We start from the raw sequence: 18,828 nt of genomic DNA, 5'->3' as shown, positions 1-18,828 counted from the left end.
GATGTAATTTGAAGCAAAAACAAAAGGGGCAGGCACTTTTTTCAAAGTACTGCCCCTTTTTCAGCTCAGCTATTTCCTACTATATATATTCCCTCTCTTGTACGACGCAACAATTCCCAGAATGGAAAGACTTGCAAACACCAAAAAACTTGTCTTCGTGCTCTTTAGAATGAGAAGATAGTTTTCGTGCGACAGTCTCACACCCTTCAAAAATATGCTCGATACAAACGAGACAATTGCCATTGAAAATGCCTGGCCTACAACTCTCATGACAGATATTGTTGATGATGCCGTGCCATAAAGCGATTTTGGCACGCAGCTCATGACAACATTTGTGTTTGGCGACGAAAAAAGTCCAAAACCAATTCCCATCACAATAAGGTTGGCTACTGCAAAGACAAGGCTTGTCTTACTGCTAAAGAGCGAAAAAACAAAAAGACCTATGGTTGTGAGGACCATACCGGCTGTTGCAAGTTTGCGCGGCTCGATCTTTTCAGAAGCTCTGCCAGAAATCAATGAGGTTATAACCTGCGAAAGCGGCTGGACAATCAAAATAGAACCTGCAAGCTGGGAAGGCAGAGCTTTTACAAGCTGAAGATAAAGCGACAGAAGGTAAGATGCAGAAAATGTGCAGCTGTAGTTTATGAGCGCTGCCAAGTTTGAAAATCCAAACTGAGGGATTTTTACAAACAGTTTTACGTCCAAAATGGGATTTTGAAGTTTTGCCTCCACAACAACAAAAATTACCATCAAAATTAACCCTGCAAAAAACAGAATTTTAGAGGTATTCCCAAGCTCAAATGTAGATGCTCCGTACATCAAAAGAAAAAGCCCTGTCATTGACAAAATAGCCCCGACTTTGTCAAGCGATTTGAGGCTGTCAACCAGTTTTGCCTGCCTTGTATTTTTCACTTCTTTTTGGAGCAAAAATAAACTCACAAATGATCCAACAACTCCTATGGCAAATCCGAAAAAAAATACACTCCTGTATCCCCACAGCTTTACAAGCACACCACCCAAAAAAGGTCCTAAGGATGTTCCCAAATACACAACTGCTGTGTTTATTCCCAAAAGCCTTCCTCTTATTTGTGGTGAGTGATTTTCAATCAAGATTGCCATTGATGTAACAAATGTGAAGGCTGAGAAAAATCCCTGCAGAGCACGAAAGACAAAAAGAATTTCTACCGTGTTTGAAAGAGCACACATCAGGGTTGAAAGTGTAAACAACAAAAGCCCTGTTTTGAATATCTTTGTCCTGTCAAATGTGTCAGAAAGCTTTCCCATGGGGAGAATGAAGGCTGCAGAGAATATCAAAAATATGCTTATAATAAGATTCAGCTCTTCAGCATTGAGTTTGAAACTTTTTGCTATATCTGGTGCGGCAATGTTGACTGCGCTTGACATAAACGGCACCAAAAAAGAAGAAAGTGTTGTTGCGATGAGTATGTTTTTATTGATCTTTGTGTCTTCTTCTCTGTGCATTACTTTTTCCATCACTCCTTCCAAAATTTGCATGTATCGAGATAAAATAATACAAGGTTTTAAGCTTTAAGAAGATTGCTCTGTAGAATTACACAATATATGATATCACTTTTTGACTAAAAATAGATATACCTTTAGAGAGCAATTTTGCACATTTTAAGGCTTTTGAGAAGATTGTTGAGGATGATAAAATAAATTATATAAAGTATTAACAAGAAAATAAGAATTTGTCCAGCCAAATATTTAAAAAACTAAAACACGCAGGGTGAGAAAGAGGATGAAAGTTGCGTGGAGCGCAACTCACCAGGAGTTTCTGCTCACAGACGGCTATTACTTTTCAGGACTTTACAAGGAGCTCTGCAGAAGAAAAATTGAAATTGAAGAGGTAGATGATTTTGACAGGCTTTTTGAGTATGATGTCATAGTTTTCAACTACCCGGAAAATCCTTTCAGCAGTGAAGAGAAGGAAAAAATAAGAGAATCTCTGGAGCAAAAAGGCAAGAAGATCATCTTCACAGCGCATTTCAAAAACAAAGACGGTGTTTCTGAGATTTGCAATAGCATAACAAGAGATTATGGGATAGACATATTGCCAGAAGGTATAAAGGATGAGATGCACCATTTAGAAGATGACCTTTTTATAATAACAACAGATGAAGTAAAACTTTACCGAGAAGGTGTAAAAGAGGTTGTGTTTCCATACTCAGCTCCTCTTGAAGTGGAAAATGGAGCTGAGGTTGTGCTAAGGGCAAGAAAGACTAGCCTCACAGACAGTGGCAAGAGATCGCCTGTGCTTATTGCTCAAAAAAGATTTGAAAGTGGCGGAAAACTTATTGTGTGTGGAAGCTGCATCTTCTGGGACAACTTCTCACTCTTTAGGCTTGACAACCTGCAGTTTGTGGTGAATATGTTTGAAGGGGCTGAGTAAAAAATTAAAAAGTGGCAAGGTGTTATTTTTCATACCTTGCCACTACTTTTGTTGATATTCCCCCGCGCTCATGGAACTCTCCAATCACTTCCATGAACTTTGGCTCAAGTAGTTTTACAAGGTCATCCAGGATTCTATTTACTGCATGCTCCTGCAGTATCCCAACGTTTCTGTATGAGGTAAGATAATACTTGAGAGATTTTAGCTCAACAAGTTTTTGGTGGGGGATATATCGAATTGTAAGCTTTGCGGTGTCTGGAAGACCTGTCCATGGACAGACTGATGAAAACTCTTCTGTGATGTATTCCACCACCGTGTTCTTTTCAGGGTATTCATATGGAATTGCTTCTAAAACCTCTGTGTCAATCTTTTCGTACCCATAGATGTCAAATCTTCTTTGCTGGTACTTGTCAGACATAGAATTTGCACTTCCTTTCCTTGTTTTTTTGACCGGGGTTTGCCGCGACCCGGGCAGCGCTTTGAAGCACCTGCAAAAAAGATTTTAGCACACTTTAATTTGCATTGCAAATTGGGGTATAATGAGAATTAGCACGAGAATTTAAAATTGTTAAGGGGAAATGATAAATGCCTGAAAAAGAGCCTCTTTACATAGAAGAGATTTTTGATTATGTTAGCCAGCGACCACAGAAGTTTGCCTTGAATTTCTGGGAAGACCCAAGGTATTTTAAACTTCACAGGCACAACTTTGTTGAGTTTATGTATGTTGTCAAAGGCGAGGGGACAGAACATATAAATTCAATCAGCTACAACTTAAAACCCGGCACATTTTCAATTGTCATGCCGTACCAGATTCACAGAATAGATTATTCAGAGCAAAACCCTCTTTCAATCTATGTTGTTGCCATTTCGTTTGAGGAGCTTTTAGCACCATCAAGCATTTTTTACAGAATAGGAGAACTGCTTTTAAGCTATGACGAAAATGTCCTTCCCTATTACTACTTTGAAGGCAAGGAAAAAGAGTTGATGGACAGGCTTTTCAAAGAAGCATGGACGTATTTTAACCAGGAAGATGTGTGGGCAGAGATAATACTCAAAGCCAAGATTTTGGAGATAGTTGCATATTTTGATAGGTGCAGGAATTTGGCAAGTGCTGAAAACTCTCAAAGACCTGCTCCTTCTGTTGTCCAAAACAGAACTCAGAAAGACAGTATTCCTGTTCCGAGCGACTACTGGCAGCTTGTGTACTATGTACATAAGAATTATAACCAGAACATAGACCTCAAGGTTTTATCAAAAGAGTTTCACTTAAGTCCCTCTTACATAAGCCAGCTTTTTAAAAAGCTTGTTGGGAGCAACTTTCACAACTTTTTGAACGAAGTGAGGCTTCAGCACGCATGCAGCCTGCTTCTTTCAACCGACAAGCCTGTAACAGACATCGCGCTTGAGGTTGGCTTTGATTCATATTCCACCTTTGCCAGGGTTTTTCACAAGCACAAAGGTATGAGCGCCCAGGAGTTCAGGAAAAGAGGGGGAGCTGGGTAGAACTTGAGGTGAACAGGGCAAGGTGCAGTGGACAGTAATGTTTCGTAGATTAGTGAATAAAAAATTTTTATTTGTAAAGTTGAAACATAGAACAAGTCTCACAAATGAATTTTGGTTAGCTAAAAGAGTGATGGGAAATACAACATAGAAAGTCAAGAGGCGGGTGTGCTGCCCGCCTCGCAAGAGAAAATGTTTTTACTTTCCTGCCTCTTTTTTCAAAACCTCTTTTATCTCCTCAACACCTGCAACTCTGCCAGAGAATATGAGCTTTTCATCTACAACAAGCGCAGGTGTTCTCATAACACCGTAGGACATTATTTTTTGGATATCTTTTACCTCTTCAAATGAAGCCTGAATTCCAAGCTCTTCAACTGCCTTTTTAGCATTTTCCATTAGCTTTTTGCAGTTTGCGCAACCACCGCCAAGAATTTTAATTACCATTTCAATATACACCTTCCTTTCAAAGTATTTTATCCAAGAATCAAGTTGAAAAGATAACCTGTTATAATTATACCACAGCCAACAATTCCCACAAAGATTGCTAAAAGCTGGGGTTTCAAAACTCTTCTTAAAAGTATCATTTCAGGTAGCGACAGTGCTGTTACACTCATCATGAAAGAAAGCGATGTTCCCATTGAAACTCCAAGTCGTCTGAACTCGCTAACAAGAGGGATTATTCCCGCTGCATTGGAGTAAAGAGGAATTCCAAGTGCTGTTGCGAAAATTACAGCAAATGGATTGTTTCTGCCGGCAATCTTTGCAAGTGCTCCTGTTGGGATGTAGCCATGCAAGAAAGCACCTATTCCAATTCCCACAACAACAAATATCCATACCTTTCTTATAAGCTGAAGGGTAAACTCAAGGGTTTCTGACAGCCTTTTGTTGAGAGTTTTCTTTTCTTCCTGGTATTGAACATCGCCAACTTTTATTTTAAACACATAATCTTCAACGTATCTTTCAAGGTTTAACTTTCCGATGAGAATACCAGATACAATAGCAATTATTTCTCCGGAAAGAACGTAAATTGTAGCCACACTAAGTCCGAAGTTTGCATACAGAAGACCAAGCGCAACCTCATTTACCATTGGAGCAGCAATCAGATACGAAAATGTTACCCCAAGTGGTATTCCTGCTTCGACAAATCCGATAAAAAGAGGCACTGCTGAGCATGAACAAAACGGAGTTACAATTCCTAAAAGTGCAGCTAAAATGTGAGCAATGTAAACATGCTGTTTTTTGTGCGATAAAATGTCTCTTGTTTTTTCAGGAGAAAAAAAGGTTCTTATAAAAGTTATTATGAAGACTATTATAAAAAGCAGTATAAAGATCTTTATTGTATCAAAGATAAAAAAGTTAACTGCACTTGCAAGTTTTGAACCCGGCTGGATTTTAAAGACTGAGTATGTTAAAAAATCAGCAAACTTTTGCACAGGTAAAAACAATCTAAATCACACCTTTCACCCATGGTCAAGATTTTTACGCCATTTTCTTGTAAAGGTTTTTCTTTTTATTCTTCAACAAAAGCTTTTAAATTAGCGGCAGCAAGTTCTTGAGCACTTTCTATTAAGGACTTCACAAGTTCATTTTTAATTCTGTAGTAAATGTTGAGACCCACTTTATTAGCTTCTACAATTCCAGCATCTTTCAGAATTTTCAAATGCTGAGACAAGTTTGGTTGAGAGTACTCAACAAGTTGGTTCAGCTCACATACGCACTTTTCGCCATCTAAAAGATATTTCACAATCTTTATGCGCAAAGGATGTCCAAGAGCTTTGAATATCTTAGCAATGCTCTCTTCCTTGAACATTTTTTCACCTGCTTTATAAGCTAATAAGCATTTAATTATATAATAAACTAATTAAAACAGTTTTGCAAGAGGAATTTCGAAAAGTCCTCTTTAAATGTTTATTGAACATAAGAAAACCACCTAATTAACAATTTGTTTACAAATTGTTAACTATCCCTTTAAACTTTTGCAAAGGTTGATATATTATAATTTAACTAAAAAGCATAAGGAAGGGAGCAGAAAATGCAAGGGCTGGTGAACTACCATCCACCTGAAGAGGTGGCGGCTTCCTGCTTCATCGACCAGACTTGCTACCGGGGAAGGAATCCCCAGTAGTAGAGGTCCAGGTCTTCCACAGGCGTAAATTCGGGTGGTCCCCACCCTACTAACCGCTTATATAAACAATTCCATAGTTTCTCAAGTTTCTCGCTGCATTTTCGTCCCTATCATGAATCGTTCTACATTCAGGACATTCCCATACCCTATCCTTCAGTTTTAACTCCTTGTTGATATATCCACATATACTACACATTCTCGAAGATGGGAATGTCTTATCTACCTCTATTACTCTCCTGCCATACCAATCTGCCTTGTATCTAAGATATTCTAAAAACTTTGACCATGAACTATCAAGAATGTGTTTGGATAATCTTGTTTTTGATAGTCCTTTTACGTTCAAACTTTCGACCACCACGACTTGGTTCTCGTCTATGATGGTCTTGGAAAGTTTGTGCAAAAAATCTTCCCTTGCATTTTTTACATACTCATGCTCTTTTGCAAGCCTTTTTCTTGCTTTCTCCCAGTTTTTAGAGCCTTCCTCCTTCCTTGACAGTTGCCTTTGTAGTCTTTTTAGTCTTTTTTCAGCTTTGATAAGATATTTCGGATATTCAACCTTCAAAGTTCCTGTGTCATTTGCAATTGTTGCAAAACTTTTCAAACCTAAATCTATCCCGCCAATAAAATTCTTTGGCTCTTTTACCTCATTTCTTGGATCTTGTTCATCTACAAGTACACTTACATAGTATTTGTCTGCTTTCGTTTTTACAACTGTTGCAGATTTTATTTCCCCTTCAAACTTTCTGTGAAATACTGTTTTTATTCCACTTTTTATCTTTGGCAGGTAAATAAAACCTTTTTCAAAATCTACTCTAATTGTTTCATTGCCATTTTTGAGTCGCTGGTTGTTTGTTGTGTATGACTGCTTATCTTTCTTTTTCTTGAACTTTGGCATTCTAAAATGTTTCGGGTTTTTGAAATGGTTTCTGAACGCCTTTTCCTGCTCAAGTTGAACATTCGCAAGTGCAAGACTGTCTGCTTCTCTCAGGAAAGGGTATTCCTTTTTATATCTTGCTGGAGTTATCCTTGGAATCTTTCTACCCTGTCTTAAGGTTTCAAGCTTTTCTTCTAACATCTTGTTCCATACAAATCTACAACAACCAAAAGTTTTTTCAAAAAATTCTTTCCGAACTTTATTAGGATATATTCGATACTTATATGCTTTCAGCATTTTCTTTCCTCACCCTGACTTTCGATATATCTTCTAATTACTTCAACTGGGGCACCACCACTTGTCAGTAAACAATAACTTCTTGACCAAAAATATTCCTTCCATAGTTTTTGCTTAATTTCAGGAAATTCTTTTTTTACGAGTCTTGAAGAGGCACTTTTATAAGCATTTATAAACTTGGAAAGTGGTGTTGTAGGAGTCGCCTTGAACAAAACATGAATGTGGTCTTTATCATGATTCCACTCAATCAGGGTTATGTTGTAATTGGGTTGAATGTACTCAAAAATTTCTTTTAGTCTTTTTGAAATTTTCTCATCTATCACATCTCTTCTGTATTTTGTCACTAAAATCAAATGGTAGTAGAGAAGAAATACTGAATGTTTATTTGAGTCAAATTTCATAATCATCACCAGTTTTATTATATACCGAAACTGAATATTTATCAACCGCAATTCATCTCCATCTTATACACGATGGAGACTTCTTGCGGAATGTTCTGTTAAAACGTTCGGTGAGAAATATTTTAAGAATTCCTGCAAGAAGTATACTATTAGGACTTTTAATATTTGTTGTATCTTTTCTCACAATGATGGGATTTGCAATAGAGAGCGGAACAAAGACAAGCATTATGAATATTAGAAGATCGCTGAGCAATGATGTGAGGCTAAGCGTCAATTTCAGAGAGCTTATGAGAAGGTATCAACTAATTTCAAGAAGGATGCTCAAAAGCTTGGAATTGACACAACAAAGTATATGCTGAATGCAAATGACAATCTGTTCAACAGAATAGCTGCACCAATTGAAAGAATTTCCTCTTTTTCAAGGGTTACAATTATTGGAATATTGATAGCAGGTGCTATTATCATAATGCTTCTTATGAGTATTGTGATAAGAGAAAGAAAGCTTGAGATAGGTATATTGCGGTCATTAGGACTCAAAAAGGGGAAGCTGGCAGCACAGTTTGCAATGGAAGCTCTTATTATAGCACTTGTTGCCACATTTCAATTTATAGCAAGCTAAATATATTTAAAAGTATGATAGTTTTTATTCATTTTTAATTACTCATATTGATATTTTCTAAGTCTTTTAACAATAATAGGCAAAAACAAACAAAATTTTTGGCTTTGGTAAATAAGAAAAGAAAAACAAAATTATTAAAAGGGCAAGGAATTACTCAGATAGTATATAGCAATTTGAGTTCTGTTTTTAAGTTCTAACTTTTCAAGAATAGTAGAGATATAATTGCGAACAGTTCCTTCTGAGATGAAAAGCATTTTTGAAATATCTTTATTTGAATATCCCTGTGCAATTAACCTTGCAATTTCAAGTTCTCTTTCAGAAAGATTTTTTAACTTATTTTCAGTTGTATTAACATTTTGCAAGTCTTTTTTAAAAATGTTTGCAACAAATAAAGCTATTTCCTTATCTATTACAACTTTGCCGTCTAAAACAGCATATATTGTGTCTATAATATGCTGAGCATCTGAGCTTTTGAGAATATAACCATCTGCTCCAAAGCTCAGGCTCTTTTTTATATAATCTTCTTCGCAAAAGGTTGTAAGTATAATAACCCTGACATTTGGAAATCTAACTTTTATATTAAAGGTGCCTTCAATTCCATCCATCACAGGCATTCTGATGTCCATAAGAACAACATCTGCATTTCTTTTTTCAAGAAACTCTATTGCCTCTTTTGCATTTGTACAAAGCCCTGTAATCTCAAAGTTTTCAAGTTCAAGTATGATTTTTAGCCCATATAAAACATCTTTATTGTCATCAACAATAAGTATTCTTGTTTTTTCCACTCAAGTCTTTCCCCCTTGATATTTTAATGGAACGAAAACAACTATAGAAAAACCAGAATGATTGTCTATGTTTACTGTTGCTCCCATTGATTTTGACCTTGATTTTATGCTCAAAAGTCCGATACCTTCTCTGATTTCGCCTCTTTTGGTACCATTGTCATGTATTTGGAGTCTAACATACTCAGGGTTTGAAATGAGCCAAACCTTAACTGAGGTTGCATCTGAGTGTTTTGAAACGTTTACAAGAGTTTCTTTCAATATTGCCATAAGGTTTTCGAATACATGAGAAGGTATATCTTCTATATTGCCCTCAGTTACAAGTTTTACATTGCAAAAGTTAAAATTTTCTATTATATTGTTCAGATAATTTGCTTTTGATAAAAAAGAAGCTTTATTTGAATATACAAAATTTCGAAGATTTTGATACGAAAGTTGAGTATGCATCAAACAGGATGACAGAATCTGATTTATCTTGTCATCTTCAAGTACTCCTTTTTTGTCTAAAAGAGTTTTCAAAGCGTTCAGCTGAATATTGAGCGCAGCTAAGCTGTGACCTACAGAGTCGTGTAAAGATGATGCCATCTTCATCTGCTGAGTTTTTTCAGCAAGCTGTTTTATATACTGCTGGGATTCAAGAAGTTCTGATTTCAATCTATTTAGCTGTGTATTTAAAAGCCTTAGCTTGTCAATATTCTCCAGATATTTTTGTCTGCTAATTTCAAAAGTTGTGTGTAGATGTTCTGTGTACACAACAAGCGCGGATATCAATAAGTAGTCTTTTATAATAACTGGAGGTATAAAAAATGCTGGCACAAGCAAAACTGCAAATGTTGCAACAAACAAAGGTTTTTCTTTGTTGCTTAAAAAAATGGCTACAGAGCATGGTATAAGAAAAGAAAATTCCCATCCGCACATGTTAACTGAAGTTGCAATTATCAAAAGCTGAAGAAAAGATGCGGTTAAGATTAAAGTTCTGGATTTAAGATATTCAGTTTTTAAAAAATCAAATGATAAAAATGTTATCAGAAAAAATATAGAAATCTTTGATAATCTGGAAGCTGAATATAAACTAAGGAGTATGTATGAAGCTATAATTAGCGATAGCATACTGAACCTCTGTTAAAGAGTGTTTTGTTAGTTTATTTTACCATACTTAAAGTTTGTAGTTTACACCTTTGCAATTAGATTTTTAGAAAGCTGTTTTATTCCCACCAGAATAAAAAGTATGCAGAATGATATTACTATGATTATATCTAAAAACATACTTCCAAGTGGTTTTGAAAGAAGCACATTTTTAGTCAGAACTGCTGCATATGTTGTGGGGAAAATGAGAGCAATCTTTTGCAAAAAGTTTGGCATTATATTCAAAGGCCAGTAACAGCCGCCAAGCATGCACATTATTGTTACAACCATTGAGTTTATAGTAGAAAGTTTTCGCATATCATTTACTATGCTTATTAACATAACACCAAATGCTACAAACATAAAGCTACAGGCAGATAGAACCAGAATAACAGCTGCTATATTTTGACCAAAAGAAAGTTTTAACCCAAAGGTACACATTACAACAAAGAAAATTATCTGAATTAACGTTACAGAGAATATACTCAAAATTGACTGGAGGATGTAACTTTGTTTTGATATTGGAGCGCAAAGAATTCGAAGTATAACTCTTTCATGATAATCTTTGAGAATTATGTTTGAAGCATTCAGAGCAAGCCAGAAAAGAGACATTACAAAGAATCCAGAGGCAAAAGTAATCGGCAGCTGTTTTGAATTCTGATGGATAATATTGGTTTTCACAGCTGGTGCGTATGACAATATATTTTCTGACACTTTTAAGTAATCGTGAACAAGTCTTTTTTGTGAGATGATTATTCGTATTGTACTGTTTAAATATTCTTTTACAATCATATGAGTTTCAGATTTTCCAAATGTATACATCTTTATACTTTTTCTCTTCTGGTTTAATATATCTTCAACATTTTTATTTGTCAAATCAATCACACAATCAATTCCACTTTGCACCATCTGGTTCACAATAGATTTTGATCTGTCAAAAGGTTTTATGTTAAAACATTTTTTGAGCTCTTTTTCAATAAGTTTTACCTCAGGACTTTTTTCGGTATCTGTGATAATTCCAATGGTGTACGGTGCTTCAACACTTGTTGAAAAAAATGTAGAAAATGAGATTGCAATTGCAGGAAGTATTATCATAAAAAACAGGTTAAGTTTATCTTTCAAAAGCCGCTTTATGTTTATTTTGAAAACTGCCATGGTTTCACCATCCTCATCAGAAATATACATATTATTGCAGCTGCTGCGCAAAGCACCCCGAAGTACACAAATGCGTTTTTCAAAACGGTTATTTCAGATGAATTATATATTATGCTAAACAATGTTGATTGCACAACGTTGTTTGGCAGAATGTCTCTTATAAAAACAAGAAATCTGTTTGTTATATCAACTCGTGTATATCCACCAACCAGAAATGTAGCTATAACAGAAAATGAACTTATCAAAACATTTGAAACAACATAACTTCTGGCAACAAGTGCAATCAAAATTCCAAGAAGAATGCAAAATACACTATAGATTAGAATTAAAAGGAATACAAAAGAAAGATTTTTGCCCCAGTTAGCGTGGTATACCAGCTTTGAAAAGATTATGATTATGCAAAGCTGTGCATACAAAAACACCGTCTGCGCTAATGCTTTTGATACAAATATTATCTGTGGTCTTTCAGGTGATGCAAAAAGTCTTATTAAGGTGTTCTGTCTTCTTTCTTCTTCTATTACAGCAACTCCAGCAAAAGCGCCGTAAAGAGCCATCATAACAACCATTGTAACGGCATAGTAGTCAATAGCTCTTGGGAAGCGTCCGGAAAACGCAGATTCGAATTCTACATTTTCTGGGATATCTTGAGGGGTGTAAATGCTTTTTGCAAATTTATAGTAGTTTGAAAATATAGAAAAATAAACTTTTACAAAACCGGCTTCAGGAAAGCCTTCTTTTGCTGTGATTTGTATATCAAAACCAAAAGGGCTGTAGCTTTTTGGATTGTTTTCTTGGCATTCTTTGAACAAAACAACAGCTGCATATTTGTTTGAATTTGAAAACCTTTTTATAGCATCTGACTTTGAAGAAACAACTTCTGCATAAAACAGCTTTGAAAAGGTTTTGTCGTTTTTCAAGAGAATATCATAAATATATGGTTTAAGATTATCTTCAAAAACAAGAATAATATTAGTCTTTGGAATGTCAGTTTGTTTGAAGTATCCAGACAGAGCATTTCCAAGTATAAAAATGATAATAATTGGGAAGATAAGCATTATTGAAAGAAGCGGAATACTCATAATATTTTCTTTTAAAGTAAAGAAAAATGCTTTAACTGCTGATTTCATGAACAACCTCTCCTTTTTCGTCTATGGTATAACCCATTACTGCAAAATACAATTTTTCCATAGTTGGCTTTTCATATGATATTGAAATTATTTCACATTGTTCTTGAGAGAGAACTTCGATGATATCTTTTATTAAATTGCTGGACTTGTTTGCAGTGATTATAAGTTCGTTTTCAGAAAAAGATGTTTTTTCTATTCCATTTATTTTCTTAATTTTTGAAATAGCCTCATCTTTGAATCTGCCAAGTTTGATTCTTATTATATTGTTGTTTGATAGTTTTCTGATAAGAAACTCTTTTGGACCGTATTCTATTATAGTTCCTTTGTTTATAAAGGCAACAGATGTGCATATTCTGTCAACTTCTTCTATGTAGTGAGTTGTATAAATAATTGTAATACCACTTCCAGAAAGCTTTTCAACAGATTCTAAAATCAGTTTTCTTGAGAATATATCAATTCCGACAGTTGGTTCATCCATTATCAGGAGTTTTGGATTATTCAAAAGAGCTGCGGCAATGTTTACCCTTCTTTTCATACCGCCGGATAAATTTTTTACCTGTTTTTTCATACTGTCCTGCATCTGAACAAACTCAAGTGCAAATTCTATTCTTTCTTTTAAAACTCTACCTGATAAGTTGTAAAGAGAGCCAAAAAAACTGAGATTTTCATAGACGGTAAGGTTGCTGTAAAGTGCTATTTCTTGAGGAACAATTCCAATTTGCCATTTTAGTTCTTTCAAAGCTTTATTTAAAGGTTTTTCGAAGATATATATTTCGCCTCTGTCAAATGATGTAAGCCCTAATATGCAGTTTATAAAAGTTGTTTTTCCTGCACCGTTTGGACCTAAAAGTCCAAAAACCTCTCCTTCTTTTATCGAAAGTGAAAGGTTATCAAGAGCAAGAACATTTGAATATCTTTTCACAAGATTTCTGACTTCAAGTGCATGCATGACTTTTTAACACCTTCTTTACAAAAATTAAATTTTACTGCTGATATTAGAATAAACTATTAAAGAAAATTTTTGTAGTGACATTTGTCATGTTTTTGTTAAAAGATTGTTTACAAATTTTTAAATATTTCTTTATACTTTTTTAAAAATTTTTGGATTTAATATTAAGTAGAAGAGATGAAAAAAAGACTCCTCCTTTTAGAATAGATTTTGGAAGGGGCGGCAAATGAGCAAAGGCATTTGTCCTTTGCAACCGCCCCTTTCTTTGTTGATAAGTTTGTTTTTTAATTCTATATCAAACAATTTATTATATACCACACAACAGGTCCGAATATAGCAGGGAGAAGGTTGCCAACCTTGATTTTAGATACTCCAAGCATGTTAAGACCAATTGCAAATATCAAAACAGAACCTACCATTGACATTTGAAGAACAACTGTATCTGTCAAAAATGGTTTAACAAAACCTGCCAGAAGAGTTATGCTTCCCTGATATAAAAGGATTGCTATGCTTGAAAACATAACGCCAATCCCAAGTGTTGCAGAAAATATTATTGAAGTTATACCATCTAAAATGGATTTTGCAAAAAGAATGCTATAATTATGCTCAAGTCCATCTTCAAGGCTTCCTACAATAGCCATAGCACCAACACAAAAAACAAGGCTTGCTGTAACAAAACCTTCTGTAAATTTAGAATTTTCTGACTTTATAAATCTTGATATGGACATTTTAATTCTTTCGCCAAATGACTCTAAAAAATCCTCTATTTTTAATATCTCACCAAAAACTCCACCGATCACAAGAGAGAAAATCATGAGCATTATAAACTGCCTGTCTATTTTTCCGTTTGAAAGTACCTTGAACATACCCTGCAGTACTCCGGAGATTCCAATGAATATAACAGAAAGAGATATTGCCTGCATGATTGTTGTTTTAAATCTTTCTGGTATTCCGGATTTTAGAGTAAGTCCCAAAATAGAACCTACAACCACCAAAACAGCATTTACTATCGTTCCAAGCCCCGTCATTGACAACTCTCCTTAAAGTAAGTTTATTGACTTAGAAATAGTTATAGTAATATAATAATTATAAAATCATAACTATTTTCTGTCTCAAAAAAATCAAAACTTTTGATATTACCGAATTAATTTATTAGTTATGTTCATATAACAAATTGAGAGGCTTTAAAAGTTTTTAAGGGTATTTATTCCAAGATATTATATTACTCTACTCAAAAATTTTCAACTTAAAAAGGAGTGTTCTGATATGAATATTTCAAAAGAGATGATAAGCCAGATTGCTGAAAACATGTTGTCTCTTTTTCCGCTAATAACCAATAAGATTCTTAAAAAAGATGTGTTTTCTGAAAGATATGGACTTTTGCCGAGGTTTATACATGTGTTGCATATTATAGATGTGTTTGGTCCGATAAACATGTCTGAGCTTGCAAAACGACTAAACATTTCAGCTCCTAATTTAACGCCTATTGTGGATAAGCTTATCTCAGAAGGATATGTGGAAAGGCTCAAAGATGATGCTGACAGAAGAGTTTCAATAGTACAAACAACAGAAAAAGGAAAAGAGTTTTTAAATGTTCATGCCCAGTGGGTAAACCAGAACCTTGAGATTAATCTTTCAAGACTTTCTGAGGACGAGATTGAAGAGCTATGGTATCTGCTAAAAAGGCTCAAAAAACTTGTTTTAAAAATGATAGGATGCTGTGAACATAAAGGAGGTCAATAAAAAATGCTAAAACTTTTCAGATACTTAAAACCATATATGTGGGCTGTGATTTTAGCTCCCTTGTTTATGATTTTAGAGGTTGCAATGGATATAATGCAGCCAAGGTTTATGGAAAAAATAATTGATATTGGGCTGAAAAGAGGCGATATGGAATACATTTTTAGGACAGGACTGATAATGATTTTAGCAGCTCTGATTGGTATGATTGGCGGTGGAGGATGTGTTGTGTTTTCAAGCATTGCAAGCCAGAACTTTGCTTACGACTTGAGATGCGATTTGTTCAAAAAGATAATGTCATTCTCGTTCAAAAATGTTGACAGGTTTCGTCCGGAAACTCTTATAACCAGGCTTACCAATGATGTTGTGCAGATGCAAAACATTGTAATGATGATGCTAAGAATAGTTGTGCGAGCGCCATTTCTTTTCATTGGTGGAATTATAATGACTCTTACAATAGACCCAAAACTTTCGCTCATTTTGTTTATTTCAATACCATTTGTAATATTAATCTTTTATATTATGATAAAATACAGCTTTCCCTTATTTTCTCAGCTCCAGAAGAGAATAGACAGAGTGAACGCTGTAATGCGTGAAAATCTTTTAGGAAGCAGAGTAGTAAAAGCTTTTGTCAGACATGAACATGAACTCAAGAGGTTTTATAATGCAAATAGAGAGCTTTTAGAAACTTCCATGAAAGCTTTTGGTATTGTTGTAGTTACAATGCCACTGTTTGGACTTGTCATGAACATTGCAATGGTAGGTGTTGTATGGTTTGGCGGGTTTGAAGTGAAATATGGTAGTTTGCAAGTAGGGCAGCTTATGGCATTTATAAACTATACAATGCAGATACTGTTTTCTCTCATGATGATAGGTAACATCTTTTTATTCATCACAAGAGCAAGTGCCTCTGCAGAGAGAATCAATGAGGTTCTGGAATGTGATATTGATATAAAAAATAAAGAAAACGCAATCAAAAAACCAATTGAATTTGGAAAAGTGGAGTTTAGGAATGTAACATTTTATTATAATCAAGACGAGGAAAATCCGGCACTTGAAAACATATCATTTGTTGCACAACCCGGTGAAATAATTGGTATTATTGGCACAACAGGTGCTGGAAAATCTACTCTTGTAAGTTTAATCCCAAGACTTTATGATGTTCAAGAAGGCGAGGTTTTAGTTGATGATATAAATGTAGAAGATTATGACGTTGAAGTTTTACGAAAGAGTATCAGTATAGTTTTGCAAGACACAATTCTCTTTACAGGAACAATTAAAGAAAATATTGCATGGGGCAATGAAAATGCTACTATGGAAGAAATAATACAAGCTGCAAAGGCAGCACAGGCTCACAATTTTATTATGAGTTTTGAAAAAGGATATGAGACAGAGGTGTCTGAGCGTGGAGTAAATCTTTCAGGTGGGCAAAAACAAAGAATCTCAATTGCCAGGGCTATCTTGAAAAAACCAAAAATATTAATACTGGATGACTGTACATCAGCTGTTGATATGGCAACTGAAAAAAAGATTCAAGCAGCTTTGAAAGAATACATGGTAGGTACAACAACCTTTATAATAGCCCAGAGGATATCGTCCATAAGACATGCAGATAAGATAATTGTCATGGACGCAGGCAAAATTGTGGCAATTGGTACGCATGACCAGCTTGTAAAAGACTGTCCAATCTACAGAGAGATTTACTTGACTCAGAGTGGAGAGGAGGGAAACAAAATTGCCTGATAAAAAACAACAGACTTCATTTCAACCACCTGTATTTGGACCGGGTCCTGTACCGGGAAGAGGACCGGGACACAGATTTTTGTCCAAAGGTGCAAAACCCAAGGATTTAAAGTCTACTTTGAAGAGGTTGTGGATATATTTTAAAGAGTTTAAAATTTTGCTTTTTGGTATATTTGCTACTGTCGTGATAGGTGCAATTTTGCAGATCATTTCTCCTCTTTTAATACAAAAAGCCATAGATGGATATATAGTTCCCAAAAAACTTGATGGACTTTATAAAATAGTGCTGGCTATGATAGGAATTTATCTTCTTAACTCCTTGTTTGCTTATCTTCAGGGCTATGGGATGATGACAATTTCTCAGAAAGTAGTTTTCAAGATGCGAAATGAGCTTTTTGCAAAACTCCAAAGGCTTCCGATTAAAGTTTTTGATACAAGAGCACATGGAGATTTGATGTCAAGACTGACAAACGACATTGATGTTGTGACAAATACTCTCAATGCAAGTTTAACTTCAATATTTTCAAGTATTATAACCATAACAGGCTCAATAATTGTTATGCTAATTTTAAGTCCTTTGCTTACAATTTTAACACTGACAGTTGTGCCGCTTATGTTCTGGTTCACAAACCTTATTGCAACAAGAACAAGGAAACTTTTTTCCCAAAACCAAAAGCTTTTAGGTAGTTTGAACAGTATAATTGAAGAAGATATAACTGGTCAAAAGGTAATCAAGGTTTTTACGAGAGAAGCAAAAGAGATGCAAAAATTTGAAAAGGTAAACAGAGAGCTTGCAAAGACAGGTATAAAAGCCCAGATATTTTCAGGTATTATCCCTCCTCTTATGAACCTTTTGAACAACCTTGCATTTATAATTGTTGCAGCGTCAGGTGGTTTTTTAGCGCTCAAAGGTTTTATAACTGTGGGAACAATTGCAAGTTTTATTCAATACGCAAGACAGTTCACAAGACCATTAAATGAGCTTGCAAACCAGTTTAATCAAATACAATCTGCATTTGCTTCAGCTGAAAGAGTTTTTGAGATAATGGATGAGGTAGAAGAAACCTCTTTTGAAGATGAAATTGAGCTACAAGATATTAAAGGCGAGGTTGAATTCAAAGACGTGTGGTTTTCTTACACAGAAGGACAACCTGTTATCAAAAACGTGAGTTTTAAAGTAAAACCTGGGCAAATGGTAGCCCTTGTTGGACCTACTGGAAGTGGAAAGACAACAATTGTGAATTTGCTTAGCAGATTTTATGATATAGACAGCGGGCAGATTTTGATTGACGGTATTGATATAAGAAGGATAAACAGGCATAGTCTCAGAAAAAAGCTTGGAATTGTTCTTCAAGACACATTTTTGTTTTCAGAAACTGTTAAGGAAAATATAAGGTATGGAAAACTTTCTGCTACAGACGATGAAGTAATATTAGCTTCAAAGATGGCAAATGCACATGAGTTTATAAAACATCTTCCGCATGGTTATGATACGGTGCTTACAGACAACGGAATGGATTTAAGCCAGGGTCAAAGACAGCTTTTGGCAATTGCAAGAGCAATACTATCCGACCCGGCAATTCTTATATTGGATGAGGCTACAAGCAATATCGATACAAGGACAGAAAAGCTTGTTCAAAGCGCAATGTTAAATCTCATGAAGGGAAGAACAAGTTTTGTTATAGCCCACAGACTTTCAACCATCAGAAATGCAGACCTTATTCTTGTCATATACAATGGAAGAATCATTGAACAGGGTACACATGATGAACTTATAGCAAAGAAAGGGTTTTATTATAATCTTTACATGAGCCAGTTTGCAGTAGTGTAAAAGCTCATGACATTGAGGCAAAAATTTTATTAAGAATTCTTACAAGAACTTAAAATAGCTGCCGATAAAAACAAAAATAAAGGCAGCTATTTTATTTTTTTAGCCATATTACAAACATTTCTTGCAACAAACAAAAACTTAAAGTATAAT

Annotated in this window: 20 protein-coding genes; 7 read left to right on the top strand and 13 right to left on the bottom strand. The window is 35.0% G+C overall.

All coding sequences use genetic code 11. The features are described 5' to 3' along the window. Positions 1–69: 69 nt before the first annotated feature. The gene (locus tag COB47_RS11305) at positions 70–1,482 is read right to left on the bottom strand and encodes an MFS transporter (RefSeq protein WP_041742847.1); all 1,413 of its coding nucleotides are present in this window, start codon (positions 1,480–1,482) and stop codon (positions 70–72) included. 277 nt (positions 1,483–1,759) lie between these two features. Here COB47_RS11305 and COB47_RS11300 point away from each other — a divergent pair, with 277 nt between their 5' ends. After that, a complete protein-coding gene (locus COB47_RS11300; RefSeq protein ID WP_013291478.1) occupies positions 1,760–2,410 on the top strand; it encodes a hypothetical protein in 651 nt (216 codons plus the stop codon). A 22-nt stretch (positions 2,411–2,432) separates the two neighbouring features. On the opposite strand, the gene queF is transcribed toward COB47_RS11300, so the two are convergent. Next, positions 2,433–2,828 carry a preQ(1) synthase gene (gene queF / locus COB47_RS11295; protein ID WP_013291477.1) on the bottom strand — a complete coding sequence of 132 codons (396 nt, stop codon included), beginning with the start codon at positions 2,826–2,828 and terminating at the stop codon, positions 2,433–2,435. A gap of 167 nt (positions 2,829–2,995) precedes the next feature. Between queF and COB47_RS11290 the strand changes: the two genes are divergently transcribed. Next, positions 2,996–3,913, top strand: coding sequence for an AraC family transcriptional regulator (locus COB47_RS11290; RefSeq protein ID WP_013291476.1), 918 nt, complete (start codon positions 2,996–2,998; stop codon positions 3,911–3,913). A 195-nt stretch (positions 3,914–4,108) separates the two neighbouring features. Here COB47_RS11290 and COB47_RS11285 read toward each other — a convergent pair whose 3' ends face one another. The 5 genes from COB47_RS11285 to tnpA form a co-directional block, all read right to left on the bottom strand. Further along, a complete protein-coding gene (locus COB47_RS11285; protein WP_013291475.1) occupies positions 4,109–4,354 on the bottom strand; it encodes a thioredoxin family protein in 246 nt (81 codons plus the stop codon). 29 nt (positions 4,355–4,383) lie between these two features. Next, positions 4,384–5,355 carry a permease gene (locus COB47_RS11280; RefSeq protein ID WP_013291474.1) on the bottom strand — a complete coding sequence of 324 codons (972 nt, stop codon included), beginning with the start codon at positions 5,353–5,355 and terminating at the stop codon, positions 4,384–4,386. Positions 5,356–5,420: 65 nt separating this feature from the next. Beyond that, entirely contained in the window at positions 5,421–5,720 is a 300-nt protein-coding gene (locus COB47_RS11275) for an ArsR/SmtB family transcription factor (protein ID WP_013291473.1), read from the bottom strand. 364 nt (positions 5,721–6,084) lie between these two features. Further along, positions 6,085–7,206 (bottom strand): RNA-guided endonuclease TnpB family protein, encoded by a 1,122-nt coding sequence (locus COB47_RS11270; RefSeq protein ID WP_013291472.1) that lies wholly within the window; start codon positions 7,204–7,206, stop codon positions 6,085–6,087. Then, positions 7,200–7,607 (bottom strand): IS200/IS605 family transposase, encoded by a 408-nt coding sequence (gene tnpA, locus COB47_RS11265; RefSeq protein ID WP_013291471.1) that lies wholly within the window; start codon positions 7,605–7,607, stop codon positions 7,200–7,202. Before tnpA ends, COB47_RS11270 begins: the two co-directional genes overlap by 7 nt. A gap of 83 nt (positions 7,608–7,690) precedes the next feature. Between tnpA and COB47_RS11260 the strand changes: the two genes are divergently transcribed. After that, positions 7,691–7,966, top strand: a complete 276-nt coding sequence (locus COB47_RS11260; RefSeq protein ID WP_148217804.1) for a hypothetical protein — start codon at positions 7,691–7,693, stop codon at positions 7,964–7,966. Then, positions 7,960–8,226: an FtsX-like permease family protein gene (locus COB47_RS11255; RefSeq protein WP_041742577.1), complete on the top strand. Its 267-nt coding sequence runs from the start codon at positions 7,960–7,962 to the stop codon at positions 8,224–8,226. The genes COB47_RS11260 and COB47_RS11255 overlap by 7 nt, the downstream gene beginning before the upstream one ends. Before the next feature lie 134 nt (positions 8,227–8,360). On the opposite strand, the gene COB47_RS11250 is transcribed toward COB47_RS11255, so the two are convergent. The 6 genes from COB47_RS11250 to COB47_RS11225 form a co-directional block, all read right to left on the bottom strand. Continuing rightward, the gene (locus COB47_RS11250) at positions 8,361–9,011 is read right to left on the bottom strand and encodes a response regulator transcription factor (protein WP_013291470.1); all 651 of its coding nucleotides are present in this window, start codon (positions 9,009–9,011) and stop codon (positions 8,361–8,363) included. Further along, complete coding sequence (locus tag COB47_RS11245; RefSeq protein ID WP_013291469.1) at positions 9,012–10,118, bottom strand: sensor histidine kinase; 1,107 nt, start codon at positions 10,116–10,118, stop codon at positions 9,012–9,014. A 60-nt stretch (positions 10,119–10,178) separates the two neighbouring features. Next, the gene (locus COB47_RS11240) at positions 10,179–11,288 is read right to left on the bottom strand and encodes an ABC transporter permease (RefSeq protein ID WP_013291468.1); all 1,110 of its coding nucleotides are present in this window, start codon (positions 11,286–11,288) and stop codon (positions 10,179–10,181) included. Beyond that, positions 11,270–12,415, bottom strand: coding sequence for an ABC transporter permease (locus tag COB47_RS11235; protein ID WP_013291467.1), 1,146 nt, complete (start codon positions 12,413–12,415; stop codon positions 11,270–11,272). The genes COB47_RS11240 and COB47_RS11235 overlap by 19 nt, the downstream gene beginning before the upstream one ends. Next, positions 12,399–13,364, bottom strand: a complete 966-nt coding sequence (locus tag COB47_RS11230) for an ABC transporter ATP-binding protein (RefSeq protein WP_013291466.1) — start codon at positions 13,362–13,364, stop codon at positions 12,399–12,401. Before COB47_RS11230 ends, COB47_RS11235 begins: the two co-directional genes overlap by 17 nt. Positions 13,365–13,654: 290 nt before the next feature. Next, positions 13,655–14,392 carry a DUF554 domain-containing protein gene (locus tag COB47_RS11225; protein WP_013291465.1) on the bottom strand — a complete coding sequence of 246 codons (738 nt, stop codon included), beginning with the start codon at positions 14,390–14,392 and terminating at the stop codon, positions 13,655–13,657. A 238-nt stretch (positions 14,393–14,630) separates the two neighbouring features. Here COB47_RS11225 and COB47_RS11220 point away from each other — a divergent pair, with 238 nt between their 5' ends. From COB47_RS11220 to COB47_RS11210, 3 genes are all read left to right on the top strand, one after another. Next, positions 14,631–15,107: a MarR family transcriptional regulator gene (locus COB47_RS11220; RefSeq protein WP_013291464.1), complete on the top strand. Its 477-nt coding sequence runs from the start codon at positions 14,631–14,633 to the stop codon at positions 15,105–15,107. 3 nt (positions 15,108–15,110) lie between these two features. After that, the gene (locus COB47_RS11215) at positions 15,111–16,847 is read left to right on the top strand and encodes an ABC transporter ATP-binding protein (protein WP_013291463.1); all 1,737 of its coding nucleotides are present in this window, start codon (positions 15,111–15,113) and stop codon (positions 16,845–16,847) included. A gap of 79 nt (positions 16,848–16,926) precedes the next feature. Beyond that, a complete protein-coding gene (locus tag COB47_RS11210) occupies positions 16,927–18,678 on the top strand; it encodes an ABC transporter ATP-binding protein (protein WP_049770067.1) in 1,752 nt (583 codons plus the stop codon). The last annotated feature ends 150 nt before the right edge of the window (positions 18,679–18,828 follow it).

Origin of the sequence: Caldicellulosiruptor obsidiansis OB47 (genome assembly GCF_000145215.1) — a bacterium.
Classification (GTDB): domain Bacteria; phylum Bacillota; class Thermoanaerobacteria; order Caldicellulosiruptorales; family Caldicellulosiruptoraceae; genus Caldicellulosiruptor; species Caldicellulosiruptor obsidiansis.
The sequence above is the reverse complement of the archived record's forward strand: the minus strand, read 5'-3'. Positions and strand labels throughout refer to the sequence as shown.